Annotated in this window: 16 protein-coding genes and 1 other RNA gene (1 of these 17 running past the window's edge); all 17 read right to left on the bottom strand. The window is 53.6% G+C overall.

All coding sequences use genetic code 11. The features are described 5' to 3' along the window. On the bottom strand, positions 1-1,189 hold the 5' portion of the coding sequence (tyrS, locus tag DSCA_RS29535; RefSeq protein ID WP_155319857.1) for a tyrosine--tRNA ligase. 101 nt of this gene lie to the left of the window's left edge; 1,189 of the gene's 1,290 nt are visible here — the first part of the coding sequence; its start codon is at positions 1,187-1,189; its stop codon lies off the left edge, out of view. 46 nt (positions 1,190-1,235) lie between these two features. Then, entirely contained in the window at positions 1,236-2,798 is a 1,563-nt protein-coding gene (rny, locus tag DSCA_RS29530) for a ribonuclease Y (RefSeq protein ID WP_155319856.1), read from the bottom strand. A gap of 154 nt (positions 2,799-2,952) precedes the next feature. After that, positions 2,953-3,132, bottom strand: a non-coding RNA gene (gene ssrS / locus DSCA_RS29525) — 6S RNA. Between the two features lie 93 nt (positions 3,133-3,225). After that, the gene (locus tag DSCA_RS29520) at positions 3,226-3,519 is read right to left on the bottom strand and encodes a cell division protein ZapA (RefSeq protein WP_155319855.1); all 294 of its coding nucleotides are present in this window, start codon (positions 3,517-3,519) and stop codon (positions 3,226-3,228) included. Between the two features lie 38 nt (positions 3,520-3,557). Further along, positions 3,558-3,800: a hypothetical protein gene (locus tag DSCA_RS29515; RefSeq protein ID WP_155319854.1), complete on the bottom strand. Its 243-nt coding sequence runs from the start codon at positions 3,798-3,800 to the stop codon at positions 3,558-3,560. Between the two features lie 263 nt (positions 3,801-4,063). Further along, positions 4,064-4,471: a F0F1 ATP synthase subunit epsilon gene (locus tag DSCA_RS29510; protein WP_155319853.1), complete on the bottom strand. Its 408-nt coding sequence runs from the start codon at positions 4,469-4,471 to the stop codon at positions 4,064-4,066. Positions 4,472-4,491: 20 nt separating this feature from the next. Beyond that, entirely contained in the window at positions 4,492-5,907 is a 1,416-nt protein-coding gene (atpD, locus tag DSCA_RS29505; protein WP_155319852.1) for a F0F1 ATP synthase subunit beta, read from the bottom strand. Between the two features lie 22 nt (positions 5,908-5,929). Then, positions 5,930-6,820, bottom strand: a complete 891-nt coding sequence (atpG, locus tag DSCA_RS29500) for an ATP synthase F1 subunit gamma (RefSeq protein WP_155319851.1) — start codon at positions 6,818-6,820, stop codon at positions 5,930-5,932. A gap of 54 nt (positions 6,821-6,874) precedes the next feature. Further along, positions 6,875-8,392, bottom strand: coding sequence for a F0F1 ATP synthase subunit alpha (gene atpA, locus DSCA_RS29495; protein ID WP_155319850.1), 1,518 nt, complete (start codon positions 8,390-8,392; stop codon positions 6,875-6,877). Further along, positions 8,392-8,943, bottom strand: coding sequence for an ATP synthase F1 subunit delta (gene atpH, locus DSCA_RS29490; RefSeq protein ID WP_155319849.1), 552 nt, complete (start codon positions 8,941-8,943; stop codon positions 8,392-8,394). Before atpH ends, atpA begins: the two co-directional genes overlap by 1 nt. After that, positions 8,943-9,554, bottom strand: coding sequence for a F0F1 ATP synthase subunit B family protein (locus tag DSCA_RS29485; protein WP_155319848.1), 612 nt, complete (start codon positions 9,552-9,554; stop codon positions 8,943-8,945). Before DSCA_RS29485 ends, atpH begins: the two co-directional genes overlap by 1 nt. After that, a complete protein-coding gene (locus DSCA_RS29480) occupies positions 9,554-9,946 on the bottom strand; it encodes an ATP synthase F0 subunit B (RefSeq protein WP_269434695.1) in 393 nt (130 codons plus the stop codon). The genes DSCA_RS29485 and DSCA_RS29480 overlap by 1 nt, the downstream gene beginning before the upstream one ends. Positions 9,947-10,127: 181 nt before the next feature. Continuing rightward, the gene (locus DSCA_RS29475) at positions 10,128-10,529 is read right to left on the bottom strand and encodes a bactofilin family protein (protein WP_167528008.1); all 402 of its coding nucleotides are present in this window, start codon (positions 10,527-10,529) and stop codon (positions 10,128-10,130) included. Positions 10,530-10,741: 212 nt separating this feature from the next. Next, a complete protein-coding gene (gene rodA, locus DSCA_RS29470) occupies positions 10,742-11,845 on the bottom strand; it encodes a rod shape-determining protein RodA (protein WP_155319845.1) in 1,104 nt (367 codons plus the stop codon). A 97-nt stretch (positions 11,846-11,942) separates the two neighbouring features. Then, positions 11,943-13,787, bottom strand: coding sequence for a penicillin-binding protein 2 (gene mrdA, locus DSCA_RS29465; RefSeq protein WP_231716315.1), 1,845 nt, complete (start codon positions 13,785-13,787; stop codon positions 11,943-11,945). Next, positions 13,784-14,281, bottom strand: a complete 498-nt coding sequence (locus DSCA_RS29460) for a hypothetical protein (protein WP_155319844.1) — start codon at positions 14,279-14,281, stop codon at positions 13,784-13,786. The genes mrdA and DSCA_RS29460 overlap by 4 nt, the downstream gene beginning before the upstream one ends. 26 nt (positions 14,282-14,307) lie before the next feature. Beyond that, positions 14,308-15,144 carry a rod shape-determining protein MreC gene (gene mreC / locus DSCA_RS29455; RefSeq protein WP_155319843.1) on the bottom strand — a complete coding sequence of 279 codons (837 nt, stop codon included), beginning with the start codon at positions 15,142-15,144 and terminating at the stop codon, positions 14,308-14,310. Between the last annotated feature and the right edge of the window lie 4 nt (positions 15,145-15,148).

Here is a 15,148-nt window from a genome sequence, read left to right as displayed (position 1 = left end):
CCAGGCGCCTGCCATTCACATACCCCCCACCCTGCTGGATCAAGCGCCGGGCCGCGCCCGAAGATCCAGCCAAACCCACGTTGTGGAAAAGCTTGAAACAGGGAATCCCATTTTCAAACGCTTCCATTCCCATTTCCGCCTGAGGCACCGTATCATCATCGTGGGTCTCCTGGTTCCTCGGTATGCTGCTTGATGGAAGCAGCACTGGGCTCAGCCGTCTCGCGCCAAACATGGAGGATGCGGATTGGTATGCCTTGAGCGCCTCTTCGTGACCATGGGCCAGTCGGGTGGCTTCAAAGGCGAGGATTGATTTTGCAGCATTGAGGTCCGCCCCCTCCAGTGATGTCACAGATTGAATTTCCGCCATGGGAAGAAAGGTAAACAATGCCAAAAAACGAGCCACATCCCGATCATCCGTATTGACCCAGAACTGATAGTAGTCATAAGGAGCGGTGCGGTCCGGATCAAGCCAGACGGCTCCTGCAGCGGTTTTGCCCATCTTTGCGCCTCCGGCGGTGGTGATCAGCGGAAAGGTGATGCCAAAAGCACTTTTTCCCTCCACGCGTCGAATCAGGTCAATACCGGCCACAATATTTCCCCACTGATCACTGCCACCCATTTGCAGGCAACAGTCATGGCGCTTGCGCAGTTCCAAAAAATCGTAAGCCTGAAGGACCATGTAGTTGAATTCGATAAAACTCAACCCTTCTTCGGAATCCAGGCGCATCTTGTAGCTTTCCGCCTTGACCATCCGATTGACCGAAAAATGCCGACCGATATCTCTTAAAAAAGGAATGTATTCGAGGCGGGTCAGCCATTCGGCATTGTTGACCATGAACGCGTTTCCATCAGAAAAATCGATAAACCGGGCCAGCTGTTTTTTGAGTCCGGTCACATTGAGCGCCACATCTTCTTCGGTGAGGAGCTTGCGCATCTCGGTTTTACCGCTTGGATCCCCAACCAACCCGGTACCACCGCCAACCAGGGCAATGGGGCGGTGGCCGTTTCGCTGCATGTGGGCCAACGACATGATCGGAACCAGACTGCCCACATGAAGGCTGGAGGCCGTAGGATCAAAGCCGATATAACAGGTCACTTTTTCGGACCCGAGGTATTCGCGCAGCGCATCGTCGTGGGTTGTCTGTTCGATAAAACCACGCTCGTTGAGTATGTCCAGAACATTTTCCATAACAAAGTACCTTTTTCAAATGGCCGAAATCTTTTCCGACAGGATTTTATTTATTGGCATATTCCACTGATCGCGTCTCACGAATCACGGTCACTTTAATCTGACCGGGAAAAGTCAGCGAGTCTTCAATTTTCTTGGCAATATCACGGCTCAACAACACGGACTCTTCATCTGAAACCTTATCGCTTTTGACAATCACGCGAATTTCTCTGCCGGCCTGGATCGCATAGGTGTTGGCCACCCCCTTGAACCCATTGGCAATGCCTTCAAGATCCTCAATGCGCCGGATATAGTTTTCAAGCAACTCTTTTCTGGCGCCGGGCCGCGCCCCTGATAGCCCGTCTGCCGCCTGAACCAGCAGGGCATAGACAGAAGATGGAGGAATATCTTCGTGGTGGGCACCTATCGCATGAACGACGTTGGGGGATTCACCAAATTTCTTGGCAAGCTTTGATCCGATCACAGCATGGGGCCCCTCGACTTCGTGGTCAATGGCTTTTCCGATATCATGCAGCAATCCCATGCGCCGGGCCACTTTTTCTTTCAGCCCAAGTTCAGATGCCATAATACCACACAGCACCCCCACCTCTACCGAATGCTGAAGCACATTCTGGGCGTAGCTGGTCCGGTATTTGAGGCGCCCGAGATATTTAATCAGTTCGGAATGGATCCCGTGGACTCCTAAATCAAAAGCGGCCTGCTCACCCGCCTCTTTGATGGCGGTATCCACTTCCTGACCGACTTTTTTTACCACATCTTCAATTCTGGCCGGGTGGATCCTTCCGTCTGAAATCAGCTTAATCAAGGACAATCGAGCAATCTCTCTTCGAACCGGGTTGAATCCGGATAGAATAACCGCTTCCGGGGTATCATCTATAATCAGATCAATTCCAGTCGCAGCTTCAATGGCCCGGATATTCCGGCCTTCACGACCGATGATGCGACCTTTCATTTCATCGCCGGGAAGCTGGACCACCGACACCGTGCGTTCGGCTACAAAATCACCGGCATATCGCTGAATAGCGGTGGCCATGATTTTCTTGGCCTTTTTGTCTGCCTCCTCTTTGGCCTCGTTTTCAATCCGCTTGATCAACTTGGCCCCTTCGTAGCGGGCCTCATTTTCCATGGCTCGAATAAGCAGTTCTTTAGCCTGATCGGCGGTCAGGGTCGAAATTCTTTCAAGTTGCGCTTTTTGTTCGGCTAAAAGAGCCTCGTATTTTTCCTCGTCCCGGGAAAGCGCTTTGTCGCGTCCGGAAAGCTCTTTTTCCTTTAGGGTAATTTCTTTTTCACGTTGATCAAAGAGTTCGGTTTTTCGGTCGATGTTTTCCTCTTTTTGAATCAACCGCCGCTCAGTCCTCTTAAGCTCAGAACGGGTCTCCTTGGCCTCGGATTCAAAATCACTCTTCATCTTAAACAGGAGGTCTTTCGCCTCTATGCCCGCCTCCTTGATTATACTCTCCGACTCTGCCTTGGCCGAAAGAACAATTTTATCAGCTTCGTTTCCGGCATCTTTCAGTTTTTTCGAGCCCAATGCGCCCTTCAGCAGCAATGCCGCAACACATCCGACAACAGCAGATACCGCAGCAATAATGATGGTATATATATCCATACGAATCTCCGAGAGCTAAACATTAAATATATGTAAGAAGGTTCATCACCTGACAACCAGATGATGCCTATGTTACCCACAAGAAATATAAAACGGAGCGACCAGGGGGCCAGACCGATTCGGAGGAAAGGAAGGAAAGATGGAAAGCGGTGTTGGAACCCCCACCATTGTGCCGTGTTGGCAGTTCTTTGATCCAATGGATCAGGTGGGCACCTTGTAGTTTCTTTAGGCTTTTCTGTTCAAGCAGAACTTGCTCACCAAAACTAGTGAAGGTTCCCGATAAGTGAGTGTTGGGTCAAAGTTCACCTTCCAATCACGTACACGGCAGGGGTTGAATTGATACGCTTTTTCAGTCACGATTACAGAGTTAGGTTTAACGTTTTTTCATTTTGCGATTTTTTTTCACCACACCGTTATTTTTTAAACGTTAAACAATCGCTTTTTCCAGTTCACTAAGAACCACTGCAGATTTTTGGGTCATACGGTTGAAAAATTGGTGATATCGTTCTTCACATTTAAAGTGCTCGCTGGCAATATTCAAACCGGTTAAAACCAGCATCGTTTCTCTATCGACCTTACCCGGTTTTCCATCAAACTGGGATTGTACCTTTTGAACGGCCTCTTCGAAGAGCGCTGCCACCTTCTTGGCATCAGGCGTGCCGGATTCTGTCTGAAAGGTAAATTTACGACCAAATATCTGCAGTGTAACCGTTTTTTCCAATTAGCGTCCGTTCCTAATAAGTTCCGCGGGTCAGGTTTCTACACCTCTGTATCCCCTTCTAATCTTCCAATCAGGCTGTCAATCTTCGCTCTGACGAGTGACGTCAGTTCCTCATGTTTTTTTTCAGCTTCGTTCTTTTCCTGTATCAACTGTTCAAGATGTTCGATTCGAGCGTTCAGATCTTCGTTTTCCTTTTGAAAACGTTTGCGGGCCTGAACGACACCTTCAACTTTTTGTTCAATAAGTTCAAATTGTTGCAGTATCACTTCTATATCCAGCATAATATCTATTCCTTCGATTATTACTATAACCAGTCAGCGGTTTTTAAGTCAAGGGAATTCACCTCGATTGAAAACCGTCTGGCCTGAGTTGAATTTGCAGAACCCCTTACCGATTTTAGGCTGTTCATGGCGTGAAGGCCGGATTTCCAAGAGACGGAAAAGGGGCAAACCGCACTCGGTTTGCCCCTTTGTTTTTCTAAAACCACTGCCGGTTTGTCATCAGGAACCCGTTATCCCGGGATCTCCTACGCCTTCGATATCAATTAACGCGTCTCGATGAGTTGGAGCCGGCTGACGGCGCGAAGCAAAGCCGCTTTCGCCCGTATAAAATCGACATCCTTATCTTCAGATTGGAGGCGCTTTTGGGCGCGATCAGCAGCTTCCTGGGCCCGAACCGGATCAATGTCCTTACGTCGCTCAGCAGATTCAGCCAGAACCGTTACCCGATCAGGCAGAGCCTCGGCAAATCCACTGCTGACAAAAACGAACCGTTCGCGGCCACTTTCGTCCTGATACTTCAAAGAACCGGTTTTCAGCGTCGTCAGGAACGGTGTGTGGCCGCTAAGGACGCCAAACTCACCCAGCGAACCGGGGGCCATGACGATCTGCGCATTTTCACTGACAACAGACTTTTCGGGGGTAACCACTTCGAGTCTTATGTTTTCAGCCATTTATTGCCTCTTTCTATCGATTAAGCCTCGGCCATTTCCTTCGCCGTTTCCAGCACTTCTTCGATTCCGCCTTTCATGTAGAAAGCCTGTTCGGGAATGCTGTCGTGCGTACCTTCGCAGATCTCTTTAAAAGCACGGACCGTATCTTCGACCTTGACGTATTTACCGGCCTTACCGGTAAAGGTTTCAGCAACGTGGAAGGGCTGCGAAAGGAATCGCTGAATCTTGCGGGCCCGCTGCACGGTCAGTTTGTCTTCATCGGACAACTCTTCCATGCCGAGGATGGCGATGATATCCTGCAGTTCTTTGTATTTCTGCAGCATATTCTGGACCTGTCGGGCAACTCCATAGTGCTCCTCGCCGATCACGTTAGGATCAAGGATACGTGAGGTTGAATCCAATGGATCCACCGCCGGATAAATACCCAGTTCGGCAATTTGACGGGAGAGAACCACCGTACCGTCGAGATGGGCAAATGTGGTGGCCGGTGCAGGGTCGGTCAAGTCGTCAGCAGGGACGTATACACACTGGACAGCTGTGATGGAGCCTTTATCCGTCGAGGTGATTCGTTCCTGCAAACCACCGAGGTCAACAGCCAGGGTGGGTTGGTAACCCACAGCGGAAGGCATACGACCGAGCAGAGCGGATACTTCGGAGCCGGCCTGGGTAAAACGGAAGATGTTGTCGATGAAGATCAACACGTCCTGCCCCTCTTTATCCCGAAAATATTCCGCGCAGGTCAGAGCGGAAAGGGCAACCCTGGCACGCGCTCCCGGAGGCTCGGTCATCTGCCCATAAACGAGGGCCGCTTTGGGAAGAACGCCGGAATCTTTCATTTCGTGGTAGAGGTCGTTCCCCTCACGGGTTCGCTCACCAACACCGGCAAACACGGAAATACCACCGTGCTGCATGGCGATGTTGTTAACCATTTCCATCATGATAACGGTCTTTCCAACGCCTGCGCCGCCGAACATGCCCATTTTACCGCCACGAGGAAAGGGAACCAGAAGGTCGATCACTTTAACGCCGGTCTCGAGCACATTCACTTCCGTATCCTGCTCAGTAAAAAGAGGTGCAGGGCGGTGAATAGGCATCAATTTTTCCTGGCTAACCGGGCCAAGGCCATCCACCGGGCGTCCCACGACGTTGAGCACGCGCCCCAGGCTGGCTTCGCCGACGGGCATCTGAATCGGAGAGCCAGTATCCTTCACGGGCATTCCACGGACCAGACCATCGGTAACATCCATGGCGATGGTACGCACCACGTTATCACCGAGATGCTGGGCAACCTCGACAACCAGATTGTCCTCGTCGTCATTGATGGTCGGGTTCGTGATCAACAGCGCAGTAAGGATGTTCGGCAACTGTCCCTGTTCAAATTCAACGTCTACGACAGGCCCCATGACCTGCGTAATTTTACCAATATTCTGTGCCATTTACAGCCTCCTAAAATGTGATTTACCCTTTGAGGGCCTCGGCGCCGCCGACAATATCCATCAGATCCGCGGTAATGGCGGTCTGCCGGGCTTTGTTGTAAGCGAGGGTCAAATTGTCGATCATATCGTTGCACGCCTTGGTGGCGTTATCCATGGCGGTCATCCGGGCGGCGTGTTCGCTGGTGGATGTTTCCAGCAGGGCCCGGAAAATCTGAACATACACGTTGCGAGGCAAAAGATCCCCAAGGAGCTCTTCCGGGGAGGGTTCACAAATATGTTCAGCCTGGTATTCCGCAGCAGCACCGTCTTCGCTTTCATCTTTTACGATGGGGGGAATGGGCAGCAGCTTTTGAACAACCGGGAGTTGTTTGGCCATGCTCACAAATTCAGAATAGACGATATAGACTTCGTCGTATTGCCCGTCGAGGAACCCGTCCACCAGTTTCTTTCCGGTGGTGGAAGCAACGTTGAAGCCGAATTTGCTGCCAACGACACCGAGCTGGGTTTCGGCGATTGCATGTTTTTCATTTCGGCACCACGCCCCCCCCTTCTTGCCGTAACAGGTGAAGGAGTATTCGGCGCCTTCGATCGGATTGTTTTTGATGTGGTTGCTGGCCGCATCGGTGAGGTTGATATTGAAGCCGCCGCACAATCCCCGATCCGACGTGCACAGCACGATGTGGATCTTCTTGACTTCTTCTTTGGGGATCAGCAGGGGACTGGCTTCATCTCCGGCCTTTTCCGCCAGACTGCCAAGGACTTCAGAAAATTTTTCGGCATAGGGGCGGAATCCGTCCATCGCCCCCTGCGCACCACGCAACCGCGAGGTTGCCACCATGTTCATGGCTTTGGTGATCTGCTTGGTCTTCTTGACACCCTGGATTTTTAACTGGACATCCTTTAATGATGGCATAAAGTTGTCGTCCTTATCGCATGTGGTCTGAGTTCAGCAGTATTTCCAAAACCCTTACTTGATGGTGTCTTTAAATTCTTCGCCGTATGCCTCGAGGGCCGTCTTGAGCAAGCCTTCGATCTCTTCGGTAATATCCTGCGCCTCTTCCAGCTTGGAAGAAATCTGCGGATAACGCTCCTCCATGAAAGGATGGAGGCCGGCCTCGTACTTGGCGGCCATATCGGAGGGGAACCCATCCAGATAACCACGGGTTGCCGCGTAAAGGATCGTTACCTGCATTTCGTGTGAAAGTGGCTTGTACTGGGGCTGTTTCAGAACCTGAACCAGACGTTCGCCACGGGTTAGCTGCTTTTGAGTGGCCGCATCCAGGTCGCTGCCGAAGGCGGCAAAGGCCTCCAATTCGCGGAACTGGGCCATATCCAGACGCAGGGTCCCGGCCACTTTTTTCATGGCCTTGGTCTGGGCGGCGCCGCCGACGCGGGATACCGAGAGGCCGACGTTGATGGCCGGACGCACGCCGGCAAAGAACAGGCTTGGCTCCAGATAAATCTGGCCGTCGGTGATGGAAATCACGTTGGTTGGAATGTAGGCGGAAACGTCACCCGCCTGGGTTTCAATAATCGGCAGGGCCGTCAGGGAACCAGCGCCGAGATCGTCGCTCAATTTGGCGGAGCGCTCCAGCAATCTGGAGTGGTTATAAAAAATGTCACCGGGGAAGGCTTCACGTCCCGGCGGCCGTCTGAGCAGCAGGGAGACCTGCCGGTAGGCGGCCGCCTGTTTGGATAGATCGTCATAAATGATCAGGGCGTGCTGGCCTTTATCCCGGAAATATTCACCCATGGCGCATCCGGCGTATGGGGCCAGATACTGCAGCGTCGCCGGATCGGAGGCGCAGGCGGCAACGATGGTGGTGTATTCCATGGCCCCTTCCCTTTCGAGAACGGCGGCCACCTGGGCAACGGTCGATTTTTTCTGACCGCAGGCCACGTAAATACAGAACACGTCGGTATTCTTCTGGGCCAGGATGGCATCAACGGCCACCGCGGTCTTGCCGATCTGGCGGTCGCCGATGATCAATTCACGCTGGCCCTTGCCCACGGGCGTCATGGCATCAACCGCCTTGAGGCCGGTGTAGCAGGGTTCGTGAACCGATTTTCTGGCGATAACACCGGGGGCGACCATCTCCACGCGGCGGTAATCCGGGGTGTCGATGGCGCCTTTGCCGTCGATGGGCTCACCCACACCGGAAACCACGCGGCCAAGCACCGGCTCACCCACAGGCACCTGGGCAATTTTACCGGTCCGTTTGACCATGTCGCCCTCTTTGATGCCGGTGTCCTCGCCCATAATGGCGATACCCACGTTGTCCTCTTCCAGATTGAGCACCAGGCCGAGGATGCCGCCGGGGAACTCAACCAGTTCGAGTGCCATGGCTTTTTCCAGGCCGTAGACGCGGGCAATACCGTCACCCACGGAAAGAACGACACCGGTTTCGCTCAGCTCGATCTTCTTGTCGTAATCCGTGATCTGCTCTTTGATAATCTGACTTATTTCTTCAGCTCTTAGTTCCATTAGACACTCTCACCCCTTTTTAAAGATTCTCTCATATTGAGCAGCTGCGTCCTCACACTGCCGTCCAGAACCAGATCGCCGATGCGGGTCACAATGCCGCCGATCAGTCCCGAATCCTGCTCAACCTCCAGAATGATATCCTTACCTGTCCGTTTGGACAGGGCTGACCGTATTTTGTCTATGGTTTCGGAGGAAAGCTCCGTGGCCGAAACCAGGCTTGCCCGGGCAACGCCCTTGAGTTCATCGGCGAACCTTTGAAAAAAATCGTTGATGTTGCCCAAAAAACCGATCCGACCTTTATCGAATAGAAAAAGGAGAAATGTGGTCATGGCCTGAGATAGTTTCAGATTGTCCATCACACGCGTCAGGACTTTCTTTCGACCGTCCGCGTCATACAACGGATTGACCAGCACCTGTTGGAGGCTCTTTTCCTGCTCGATCAGAGCTGCAAAAGCGCCCAGTTCCTCCCGGTAGGTGTCGATCTGCCCGTCCTCTTTACCGATCAGCAGGAGCGCTTTGGCGTACCGCCTTGCAATCGCCAGATTCTTCACTATGCCACCACCTTCTCTAAGTATTCGTCCACCAGTTTTTCCTGGTCTTCCGAATTGATCTTTTCCGTGATGATCGCCTCGGCCTTTGCCAGGGCCTTTTCCACGATTTCCGACTTGAGTTCGGCTTTGGCCTGCAGGAACTCATATTCGATATTCTTGCTGGCCTGTTCTTTCAACTTCTCTGCAGCTGCCTCGGCCTCCTTCAAGATTCGGACTTTGGCATCTTCACCCTGCTTCACGTACTCGGCCAGTAATGCCTCGGCCTCTTTGTCCAGTTCGGCCATTTTGGCATCATATTCGACCAGCTTGGCTTCAGCCGCCTTTTTCTTACCCTCAAGCTCCTCCAGTTGCTCCTTAATGCCCTGGATCCGGCCGCCCAATGCCTGGGCAACCGGTTTTTTGAGAACCAGAAAAAGTCCGATGGCCAGCACGGCAAAGTTCATTACCCGGTAGGTATCTGTTGCCACCCATCCCTTGGCACCCTCATCACCGTGCCCTCCGCCGGAGGACGCAAAAACGACTGTGCCGCCAAAAAAAAGAAGCGCGGCCAACGCCAGTGGCAGCATCCACTGGGCAAGACTGCGCTTCCCGCCGAAAATTGGAACTTTCATTAAGCAACCCTCCCCAATATTTTTTGTCCTATCGCATCCGCAAATGCGTCAATTTCTTCTTCAAGCGTGGCCTTGACGGTGCCCACTTCCTGAGCAATCTTTTCTTTTACTTCCTTGAGCTCGGCCTGGGCGGATTCATTGATTTTGCCGATAATCGCCTTTTCTTCCGCCTCGGCGGCCTGCATCAACGCTTCCTTTTCCTTCTGCCCGGCGGCCCGTGCCTGGCGGACACCTTCGGCGTATGCGTCTTCTTTGGACTTTACCTGCTCGGCGGAACCGTCAATGACGGCCTGCAATCCGTCCACTTTTTCTTTTCGTTCCAGCAGGATTTTCCGGATGGGCTTGTATAGCACCATGTTCAAAACCCAGATCAGGACCAAAAAATTAACCATCTGTACAACTATAGAGCCATCGACGCTTACCATCTAAGAGCCTCCGTTGAAGTAGGATTAAATGTACCTGAAAACAATATATTGTCTATGAATGATATAACTTACGAAAGGTGCGAACTCCGGCGGTCTATACCATCAGCCCTGCCAAAATGTCAAAGGTTTTTTAAAAATTAATCCGCCATCAAGGTTTCTTTCGACCATCGCTCGCCTCCTTCTTTTTTGGATCGACCGGCAGGGGGTCGGGCTTGGCCATGCTGCAATTACCGTTAAAAAAAACACCTGTTTCGATGGACACGACCGGCGCCTGAATATCCCCGGTAATTTTGGCCGGCGGATAGACTTCAATGCGATCCGCTGCCTGGATATGCCCATTGACGGTCCCTTTGACAATCGCAGTTCCCACCCGGATCTGCGCCTCCACCACCGCCCGTTCGCCAATGATCACGGTGCCCTTTTCCGAAAAGATCTTTCCTTCGACCGCGCCATCGAGCCGGATGGTGTCTTTGAATGCCAGGGTCCCCTCGATGGTGGTTCCGATTCCCAGCAGGGTGGAAATATGGTCTGCACTGTCTTTTTTTTTCATTGCCCCTCCGTAAGTATGTGTATGCCCGGATAAGCGGATCATCCCGAAATCAAGGCGCCCATGTCGTCAACGGTCCGGATATCATATTTTTGTCGATAAAAGGTGATATTAAACCCGGACATCTGGCCAAATCATCATGTTGGAGAGCACACCGCTTACGGATAGACAACCAAAGGCTTTTACGCCAGGTCATAATCACGACGATATCCGATCTATTCAAATTTGAAACGACGCATGCTCACGTTCATCAGCAGGCCGATGCCGATCATCATGGTAATAATGGACGATCCGCCGTAACTTATAAACGGCAGGGTAACGCCCACTACCGGCATGAGCCCCATGACCATCCCGATGTTGATCAGCACCTGCCAGGCAATCATGGCGGTCACCCCGACGGACAAAATGGTACCGAAGGGGTCCCTGCATCGGCCGGCGATCCTCAACCCCCAGGCAATGATAAACAAGAACAGGAATACCACCGTCAATGCCCCCATCAGCCCCCATTCTTCAGCCAGAACCGAAAAGATGAAGTCGGTATGCTGCTCCGGCAAAAAGGACAGGGCATTCTGCGTCCCTTTCAGGAAACCTTTTCCGGTAAGCATCCCGGATCCGATGGCAATTTTGGATTGGATGATGTGATAACCGGCTCCAAGCGGGTCGCGGTCCGGATTCAGGAACGTCAGGATACGCTGTTTCTGGTATCCACGCAAAAAAAACCAGACCGAGGGGATGAGCATGGCTAAGGTGGCCACCATCCAGCTGAATGCCCGTCTCTCGATTTTGGCAAAAAGGGTCATGGCGCCGGCAATGAGCGCTATCACCATGGCGGTGCCCAGATCCGGCTGGCGGACAATCAGGGCGAAAGGCACCGCAGTCAGAAAAACAGGAACCATCAGGTCGCGCAGGGTAAGCCCGTCGGTATTGATCAGCTTGGCATAATAGCGGGCCAGAACAATGATGACCGCGACTTTGGCCATTTCGGAGGGTTGAAGGGAAAAAGGCCCTAATGGCAGCCAGCGGCGGGACCCTCCCACATACTTACCGAAAAACAGCACGGCCGTCAGCGAACCGACTGACGCCAGGTAAATGACGTTGGCGAATCGTTCGAACTGCTTGTAATCAAAAAGAAAGCAAAAAACCATCACGCCCAGGCCGCCGCCATACCAGATCAACTGTTTTTTAAACAGCGTCAGATCCGGCTCAGTCGCCCCGGCGGAGACCGCACTGTACAGCGCCACCAGACCAGCGGCACCGATGGCAAGGGTCAGGGCAAGCAGCCCCCAGTCGAAACACTGCAGTAATCGTCGGTCAAACATCGGTCACACGTTCCTATGAATTCTGCTCTATTTATGGTCCAAACCATAACGGCCTGGAATTTTTCGGCCCAATCAGCCGATACAGACCCAATGAGAATCATTCCGCCGGCAGATCGTCTTTTGGCTTTCCTCCCGACAGATAAAACCGGATCATTTCAGCCGCGACCGGGGCCGCAGCGCTGGAGCCATGCTCGCCGTGTTCGACAATCACCGCCGCGGCGATCCGGGGATGCTCCTGCGGCGCATAGGCGATAAACCAGGCATGGTCTTTGATCGGTTCACGTTCACCGTCTCCTTCGGCGCCATCATCCCGTCGGCCCACGACCTGAGCGGTACCGGTCTTGCCGCACATGGCAACCCCGTCCAATCGACTGCGCCACGCTGTCCCATGGCGATCGTTGACGACATTGAACAATCCCTTCCTGACCAGCGACATCGTATTTTCGCTGACCGGCAGCCGTCCCACGACCTCGGGGACACTCTCGTAAAGAGTCTTCCCGTCCGCCGTCCGAATGGATTTGACGATCTTGGGGCGATAGCGGGTGCCACCGTTGCCGACCGTGGCCGCCACCATGGCCATCTGCAGAGGCGTCGTCAGATTGAACCCCTGTCCGATCACCACGGACAGGGTCTCCCCCTTCTGCCAGGAGATGCCGACCCGTTTTTTCTTCCACCGGGCGGTGGGAATAAGGCCGCTGCCTTCATGATCCAGATCGATGCCGGTTGGCTCTCCAAGCCCGAAAGCCCTGGCGTACCAGGCCAGGCGGTCAACGCCAAGCTCCTGCCCCACCTTATAAAAGTAGACATCACAAGATTCACTCAGGGCCTTGAGGATATCTACCTCCCCATGCCCCCATTTTTTCCAGCACCGATAGGTCCGATTGCCGAACTTGAGAAAGCCAGGACAGAAAAACGTGGTATTCGCATCGATGACGCCCTCTTCGAGGCCGGCTGCTGCGGCAATGATCTTGTAGGTGGACGCCGGTGGATATTCAGCCTGGATGGCCTTGTTTTCGAGGGGATGCATGGGATCCGAGACCAGTGCGTTCCAAGTTTCATGGGACATCCCGGAAATGAAGGCGTTCTGGTCGAAGGAGGGCGAAGATGCCATGGCAAGGATCTGGCCGGTGGACGGGTCGACCGCCACGGCGGCCCCCGCCTGATCCCCAAGCAGCCGCTCGGCTGTCTGTTGCAGCGCCTGGTCAATGGACAGGACGATATTGTGCCCCGGCACCGCATCCACCGTATTCAGCACCCGGACCACCTGCCCGGTAGCATTCACCTCGACCTGCTGGCCGCCACGCTTGCCGCGCAACCAGTGCTCCCTGGCGCGCTCAATACCGTACTTTCCGATAAAATCGCCGGTTTTACAGTCGCTGTAGATCTTTTTTTTCAGATCTTCGACGCCGATCTCCCCCATATAACCGAGAATATGGGCCGAACTGGGGCTGAAAATATAGTCCCTTCTGGGTGAAACAGCCACCACGATGCCCGGCAGATCCCATCGATTGACCTCGATGGCCGCCAGGGCGTCCCGGCTGATATCGGACTTGAGCAGCACGGGTTTGTATGCGCGGGTGCCTTTGGCCTTCTCCAAATTCTCCCGAAACTCAACTTCGTCAAGCCCCGTATAGCGAGCCAGTTTGTGAATGGTTTCTTCCAGTGGACTGGCGTCTTTCACAATGACACTAAGGTCGTAGGAAGGGCGGTTGTCCGCCATCAAGCGGTTCTGGGTATCATAAATCAGCCCGCGGGGCGCATCCACACTTTTCAGACGAATGCTGTTGATTTCCGACAGTCGTCTGAGTTCATCGCCCTCGATGACCTGAAGAAACAGCAGCCGGGCAACCAGGACCACAAAGGCGGCAACGATCACGGTCAGGGTCGCGCTAAGCCGCTGGTTGAACCAGTCACTGTCCACATTGTCCAGGTAGTCGGTCAAGGGATCCTCAAGGGGTCTTTTTCCTGAACAAAGGAGGTTCTCGCCCCATCGACGGTTTTCTGTCCACGGATGAAAAGCAGCATCAAAATGGGGCCCGTAACAGCCCCCCACAGGACCTGCCCGGAAACCACGGAAAACATGGACTCCACCGGCCAGGCCGAGGATGCCAACACCACGGCGGAAAAGGCCACGGCCAGGCTTTCGAAAGCCACGCCGGCCGTAACCAGCAGGGGAAGCAGAATGACATTGCCCACGTGCAGAAATTGAATGGCCCAGCGAACGCCTGCGTACATCCACAGGTAGACACTGAGATGAGTCCCGAAAACCCCGCCGGAGATCCCGTCCATGGCCAGGCCGCCGAGAAGCAGAACGGGAACGGCCTCTCTCGGCAGACGGTAGACGCCCATATAAACGACGAACGGGGCAAGCAGGTCATATGCGGAAGACGGACCGCCCCCCGCCAGCACCGTGGTCTGGACGATGATCAGAACCATGCAAACACTCAAATGATAGGCGTATATCATGATTCCCCGGGAAGTTCTTCGAAAACGGGACCGGCAATAACAAACAGCTCTTCCAGGGTCTCAAAATCCACGTATGGGGTCACCGACACTTTCTGGAAGATACCGGCATTCAGGCGAACGATTTCTGAAATCCGCCCCACCCGGAGGCCTTTGGGAAAGACCCCGTCAAGCCCTGAAGAGACCACCGTGTCCCCGACGCCGATCTCATGTTTTCGAAGGACGTAATCGAACACACAGTAATCGCCGCCGCCGCCCTTTACGATTCCCCTGGCACGGGTTTGCTGCACCAGGGCGTCGACGGCGCTGTTGGGATCGATCAACAGGAGCACCTTGGCATATCCGGCCGACGCCTCGACGACCACGCCGGCAATTCCCTCGGGAACCACAACGGGAGCCCCCTGGCGGACACCGTTACGGGTGCCTTTGTCCACGATAACCGTCTTTGACCAGGCAGAGGGATCTCGGCCCACGACCCGGGCGGCAACCATCGGCCGGGGAACCTCTTTTTCAAAGCCCAGCAGATGCCGCAGCCGACCGTTGGCCAGCTCTGTTTCGGAAAACCGGTTGAGCTGCTCAATGCTCTGCCCCAGGGCTTTTTTCAACTGCTGGTTTTCCTTGGCCGTGGATACCAGAAAAAAGTACTGGTTCCAGATGTTTTTGACGGACTGAAAAAAAAAGGTGAACTGCCGCTGGAAGGGAGAAACAACGACAAGCGCGCCCCGACCCAACCCGGAAGGGGCCTGCGTGTGTTTGCCGGTAATGGTGAGCAGGATGACATTAACCGCGACCATTACGATCACCACGGCGACCAGAACCATCCTTTTTGAAAACATGGGG

It is taken from the genome of Desulfosarcina alkanivorans (genome assembly GCF_009688945.1).
Classification (GTDB): domain Bacteria; phylum Desulfobacterota; class Desulfobacteria; order Desulfobacterales; family Desulfosarcinaceae; genus Desulfosarcina; species Desulfosarcina alkanivorans.
Note: the sequence above shows the minus strand (reverse complement) of the source record. Positions and strands in the feature narration are given on the sequence as shown.

Bases quoted from the DNA above. Each gene is read 5' to 3' on its own strand.
- rny (WP_155319856.1), bottom strand. From the start codon at position 2,798: ATGGATATATATACCATCATTATTGCTGCGGTATCTGCTGTTGTCGGA.
- DSCA_RS29460 (WP_155319844.1), bottom strand. From the start codon at position 14,281: ATGGTTCTGATCATCGTCCAGACCACGGTGCTGGCGGGGGGCGGTCCG.
- mreC (WP_155319843.1), bottom strand. From the start codon at position 15,144: ATGTTTTCAAAAAGGATGGTTCTGGTCGCCGTGGTGATCGTAATGGTC.
- atpG (WP_155319851.1), bottom strand. From the start codon at position 6,820: ATGCCATCATTAAAGGATGTCCAGTTAAAAATCCAGGGTGTCAAGAAG.
- DSCA_RS29485 (WP_155319848.1), bottom strand. From the start codon at position 9,554: ATGAAAGTTCCAATTTTCGGCGGGAAGCGCAGTCTTGCCCAGTGGATG.
- DSCA_RS29475 (WP_167528008.1), bottom strand. From the start codon at position 10,529: ATGAAAAAAAAAGACAGTGCAGACCATATTTCCACCCTGCTGGGAATC.
- DSCA_RS29480 (WP_269434695.1), bottom strand. From the start codon at position 9,946: ATGGTTAATTTTTTGGTCCTGATCTGGGTTTTGAACATGGTGCTATAC.
- DSCA_RS29515 (WP_155319854.1), bottom strand. From the start codon at position 3,800: ATGCTGGATATAGAAGTGATACTGCAACAATTTGAACTTATTGAACAA.
- rodA (WP_155319845.1), bottom strand. From the start codon at position 11,845: ATGTTTGACCGACGATTACTGCAGTGTTTCGACTGGGGGCTGCTTGCC.
- atpD (WP_155319852.1), bottom strand. From the start codon at position 5,907: ATGGCACAGAATATTGGTAAAATTACGCAGGTCATGGGGCCTGTCGTA.
- DSCA_RS29510 (WP_155319853.1), bottom strand. From the start codon at position 4,471: ATGGCTGAAAACATAAGACTCGAAGTGGTTACCCCCGAAAAGTCTGTT.
- atpA (WP_155319850.1), bottom strand. From the start codon at position 8,392: ATGGAACTAAGAGCTGAAGAAATAAGTCAGATTATCAAAGAGCAGATC.